The sequence below is a fragment of the Mesorhizobium sp. M7A.F.Ca.US.005.03.2.1 genome (assembly GCF_003997795.1).
GTDB classification, from domain to species: Bacteria; Pseudomonadota; Alphaproteobacteria; order Rhizobiales; family Rhizobiaceae; genus Mesorhizobium; species Mesorhizobium ciceri.
The window spans coordinates 1-4,904 of sequence record NZ_RZRP01000472.1 but is presented as its reverse complement, the minus strand read 5'-3'; the positions used below and the strand labels follow the sequence as shown (position 1 = coordinate 4,904).

General features: G+C 58.3%; 5 protein-coding genes. All 5 read left to right on the top strand.

The window, feature by feature from the left end; genetic code table 11:
• Positions 1–382 precede the first annotated feature (382 nt).
• The 5 genes from EN991_RS23300 to EN991_RS23280 all read left to right on the top strand — a co-directional run bounded on the left by EN991_RS23300 (position 383) and on the right by EN991_RS23280 (position 4,807).
• Entirely contained in the window at positions 383–1,150 is a 768-nt protein-coding gene (locus EN991_RS23300) for a transporter substrate-binding domain-containing protein (protein ID WP_127369635.1), read from the top strand.
• A 43-nt stretch (positions 1,151–1,193) separates the two neighbouring features.
• On the top strand, positions 1,194–1,880 hold the full coding sequence (locus EN991_RS23295; protein WP_127369634.1) for an ABC transporter permease subunit: 687 nt from the start codon (positions 1,194–1,196) through the stop codon (positions 1,878–1,880).
• Between the two features lies 1 nt (position 1,881).
• Complete coding sequence (locus EN991_RS23290) at positions 1,882–2,613, top strand: ABC transporter permease subunit (RefSeq protein ID WP_127369633.1); 732 nt, start codon at positions 1,882–1,884, stop codon at positions 2,611–2,613.
• 79 nt (positions 2,614–2,692) lie between these two features.
• On the top strand, positions 2,693–3,784 hold the full coding sequence (locus tag EN991_RS23285; protein WP_164753784.1) for an aminotransferase class V-fold PLP-dependent enzyme: 1,092 nt from the start codon (positions 2,693–2,695) through the stop codon (positions 3,782–3,784).
• A gap of 105 nt (positions 3,785–3,889) precedes the next feature.
• Complete coding sequence (locus tag EN991_RS23280) at positions 3,890–4,807, top strand: LysR family transcriptional regulator (protein WP_127369631.1); 918 nt, start codon at positions 3,890–3,892, stop codon at positions 4,805–4,807.
• Positions 4,808–4,904: the final 97 nt, after the last annotated feature.

Sequence of the window (4,904 nt, the reverse complement as noted above, 5' to 3'; positions counted from 1 at the left end):
GGGCAACGAAGCCACGCTCGATTTCGGCGACGACATCGATGTCCGGCAGCGCTTTCAGGATTTGCTCAAGCGACACGATCTTCGTCAATTTCATCTCCCCGAGCAGAACCAATCAATTTGATAGCGCCGCACCGCCCTAGCATGGGACCTGACGACGCTTGGTTGCCTAGTTTGGAAACCTGGCTTTCGGAATTAGGTAACGCATACAACCCCGGCTGCACTAACCTTGGAACCGCAGAAAGGCCGGAGGGCATATGCGGCGCGAAGTAGTTTCGCAATGGATAGCCCGCCTCGGTTGCGACGAGAAAGATCGCCGGGTGGACCCAAGGGATGCCACATCGTCAACTTGCGGCAGATGCCCGCATAATCCAGGGGACAAAAAATGAAAAAGAAATTGCTTGGCTTGGTCGCGGTACTCGGAATTGTCCTGATGCCCGCTCTGGCCGTGGCGGGGGACGTTACGTTCGCCACCGAAGCCGCATATCCGCCCTTCAACTTTCGAGCCGCGGACGGCTCGATAGCGGGCTTTGAAATCGAACTAGGGAATGCTCTCTGCAAGAAGATGGACCGGAACTGCACCTTCGTAGCCCAGAATTGGGACGGCATGATCCCGGGTCTGCTGGTCAAAAAGTTCGATGGCATCTTTGCCTCGATGACCATCACCGAGGAGCGTAAAAAGCAGATCGACTTTACCGATCCATACTATCAAACAGCGGCTGCGTTCGTTGCGTCCGACGGAACCAAGATCGACTTCGCCGACAAGGCTCTGGGTGGACTGAAGATCGGCACCATTCCGGGTGTGGCGCAGTGCTATCTGGAGAAGACCTATCCGAATGCCAGCGTCCAGGTTTACCAGAACGCTGAAGACATGTTCCTCGACATTGCTGCCGGCCGACTGGACGCGGTTTTCTCAGATCGGATCCAGCTCGATTTCGGCTTGCTGAAGACCGAGCGCGGCAAGGGTTTTGCGTTCCAGGGTGACCCTGTCAGCGAACCCGGTTGCTTCGGTGCAGGCATTGGGATCGGCCTCCGAAAAGACGACACCGAGCTTCGTGAGGCGTTGAACAAGGCGATCAAGGAGGTTCGCGCCGATGGGACCTATAAGACGATCAACGACAAATATTTCAGCTACGACATCTTTGGCAAGTGAACACGTACGCTCTCGAGTGTAACTATAGACTGTAAAGGTGATTGTGGCTGAAACTGCCGACTACCTGCCGTTTGTGTTGAAGGGCGTCTACGTCACGATTGCGTTGAGCGTCTGCTCGCTCGTGGTGGCCACGGCACTGGGCCTGATCGGAGCTTGGGCAAAATCATCGAAATTCTCGGCCGCGCGCCGCGCGGCCGAGACCTACACTACCTTGGTCCGGGGCGTTCCGGACCTGGTCTTGATGCTGCTGCTCTACTATGGCGGCCAGGCGGTTGTTAACCGGATCGGTGACGCGACAGGGTTGTGGGACACGCTGCAGCTCGACCCGTTCACCGTGGCCGTTGCAGCAATCGGCGTCATCTTCGGGTCGTACATGACCGAGACGTTCCGCGGTGCGTATTTGTCGATACCGCGCGGTCAAAGCGAAGGTGGCAAGGCGCTCGGCATGAACGGGTGGATCCTCTTCAAGCTGGTCATTTGGCCCCAACTCATGCGCAACGCCATGCCGAGCTTCACCAACAACTGGCTGAGCCTGATGAAGACAACTGCCCTGGCGTCAGTGATGGGACTGGAGGACATCGTCAATAAGGCAAACGCGGCTGGACGCGCAACGCACCAGCCATTCACCTTCATCTTCATCGTTTTGATCATCTATCTCGGCCTGACGATCGCTTCCGACGTGGGACTGCGCTTTCTCGCCAGACGGCTTCGCGTGGCGGAGACCGTCTGACATGGAAACCGCGTGGTCGAAGCTCCAGGATTTTTCACCGATCGATCTCGGTGTTATCGCCGCCAACTGGCCTCTCTTTGCGAAGGGGTTCATCAACACCCTGTTGCTGGTCACACTACCGTTGCTACTCGCCGTCGTGATCGCCATTCCTCTCGCGGTGATCCGGGCGCAAAAACTTCGCGTCTTCAACAGGGTAGTGTTCTGCTACACCTATGTTTTCCGCGGTACGCCGCTGCTTGTGCAGCTCTATCTCCTCTATTACGGCGTCGCGCAGTTCGAGTTCGTACGCCATTCTTTTCTCTGGCCAGTCCTGCGCGGGGCATGGGGGTGCGCATTCCTCTCGATCACGCTTTGCTCCGCCGCATATCTCACGGAGATCCTGAGAGGTGCGATCGAAGGCGTCCCCAAAGGCGAAGTTGAAGCCGCCAAAGCTCTGGGTCTATCCGGCGTCCGGCTGTTCTGGCTGATCGTTTTCCCGTCCGCCTGGCGACGTTCGCTGCCACCTCTTTCCAACGAAGTCATCTTCACGCTGCATGGCAGCGTGGTGGCAAGCACCATCACCATCATCGACATCCTGGGCGCCGGCCGGATGCTCAACAACAAATATTATCTCGCTGCCGAAGGCCTGCTCACCGCCGCCTTCCTCTACCTTGCGCTCACCTTCCTGATCACAGCGGCATTCCGCCAGCTCGAGCGCAAATACCTGTCGCATCTGAAACCAACACGATCCTGAAGGGAGCTAGACATTGGACAACTACGCAAACGAGGGCCGACTGGCATCGCTGGAAGTCTTTCCGCCGGCGCAATCTTACGTGTATCTCGATGCCGCATCGGTCGGGCTGACGCACAAGACGGCGGCCGAAGCGATCAATCGTTGGCAGACGCAACTCGCCGAAGACGGAACTGTGACGTTCGATGAGGAATCCGAGGTCAAATGCTTCGATGACCTGAACGCGGCCGCTGCGGAACTCTTCAATGCGACACCTGCCGACATCGCGGTCGCCTCCAGCGAGACTGTGTTGATGTCGTCGCTGGCCTGGGCGGCGATGCCGAAAAAAGGATCGACCATTGTGGCCACATCCATAACCCATCCGAGCACAGTCTACCCCTGGATGCGGGTCGCGCAGCACACGGGTGCGGAGATGCGCTGGGTCAAGCCACGCGATGGTATGGCCATCGATATGGATGAATTGCTTGGCGCGATCGATGCCAACACCTCCGTCGTTTGCATTTCGCATGTCGAATACGGAACCGGCCAGGTCTATGACCTCAAGGCGATTGCGGACAAAGCACACCGCCATGGTGCTCTCTGCGTCGTTGATGGAACGCAGTCGGCCGGGCAGGTCATGGTCGATGCCGCGGGCAGCGGCATCGACGCCGTGGCAACCTCCACATACAAATGGCTGTGTGGTCCGTTCGGAACAGGCCTGACGTATATTTCGCCTCGCATGCAGGACATGAACCCCGGCCTGCTGGGTTGGCGGTCGCATAAGGATATGTGGGATTTCCAGGCGGACAGAATTGAACTGCCGAAGGGAGCGAAGCGCTATGAATTCGGAACCATGGCCTATGGCACCGCGATTGGCGCGACGGTGAGCCTGCGCTACCTGCTGGACACGGGCATCACCGCGATCCAGGCGCACAACGCGAAAATCTCAAGACAATTGGTTGACGGGCTGCTTGAACTCGGCGCGGAAGTGCTGGGTCCAAAGGATCCGAAGCAGCGCTCTGCAACCGTCGCCGCGCGCTTTGCAGGCAAGAACAGCGCCGCATTTGCAAGGACGTTGAAGCAAAACAATGTGATCGCCTCGCTCCGGAAGGATTTCATCCGCTTCTCGCCGCACTTCTACAACTCGGCCGACGACATCAGGCGGGGACTGGCTGCCATCCGAGCAGCCTTGTGAGCTGACCGCAGTCCGACATCCGCGGGCAGCTTGTAGGCGCCACAGCGGTCCCTTAGTATTGCTCAGGCGGGTACAAACAGTGCTCCGCCTGAGCAATGATCAAGCATGAACTGGCCACATCGACTTTTCACGGGTGAGATCGGCGACGCCGAGATCAAGTTGCTCCGTATTTTCCGCACCGTAGTCGATTGCGGCGGCTTTTCTGCCGCCGAAGTCGAACTGGGCGCATCTAAATCCGCGATCAGCAAGCAGATGAGCGATCTGGAAATCCGTCTCGGCATGCGGCTGTGCAACCGGGGCCGATCGGGCTTCAGCCTGACGCCGGAAGGCGAGCGGACCTATTCCGCGACGAGCCAGTTGCTTGCCTCGCTGGAGATTTTCCGTTCGCAGATCAACGACACCATGGCCGGCCTGACCGGGACACTGTACATTGGACTGGTCGACACGATCGTCACCCAGTCGGAGTCCCCTCTGCATCGCGCCATCTCGGCCTATTGCGGCAAACACAAGGACGTCGGCATCAGGATTATCTCCGGATCGTCCGCGGAGATAACCCGCGGCGTCCAGGAGATGCGTATCCATGTCGGTGTGACGGTCCTGGAATCGGAGCACGCGGACATCTCGGCTGTGCCTCTTTTCGAGGAAGTGAGCCATCTCTACTGCGGGGCAGGGCACCCCCTCTTCCAGATTGCCGACAGCGACATCCAGATCGCTGACCTTTCCGGACGGGCCTTCGTCCAGCACGGCTATTCCGAGGCGGAGCGGTCCTATGTCGATCGCATGAACATGTCCTTGAAAGCGATTTCGCATGTCACCGAAGGCGTGCTGTTTCTGATCTTGTCGGGAAGCTATCTTGGCTTTCTCCCAACCCATTTCGCGGAAATCTGGGAGAAGCGGGGAGACATCCGGCCGATCCTGACTAGCAACGTCGCCAAGAAGACGGAGTTTTCGGCGATCGCCAACCGCAAGCTCATGAAGAACGCCCTGATAGGCTGTTTCCTCGATGAAATCGCGCAACAATAGGATGTCGGCGGCAACAGGCCATTTGGCGGCTCCTACCATGTCAAACGGCTTCCCGCTTAGCGTCCTCGGCGACATCGAGGGCGCGCATGGCAAGTAG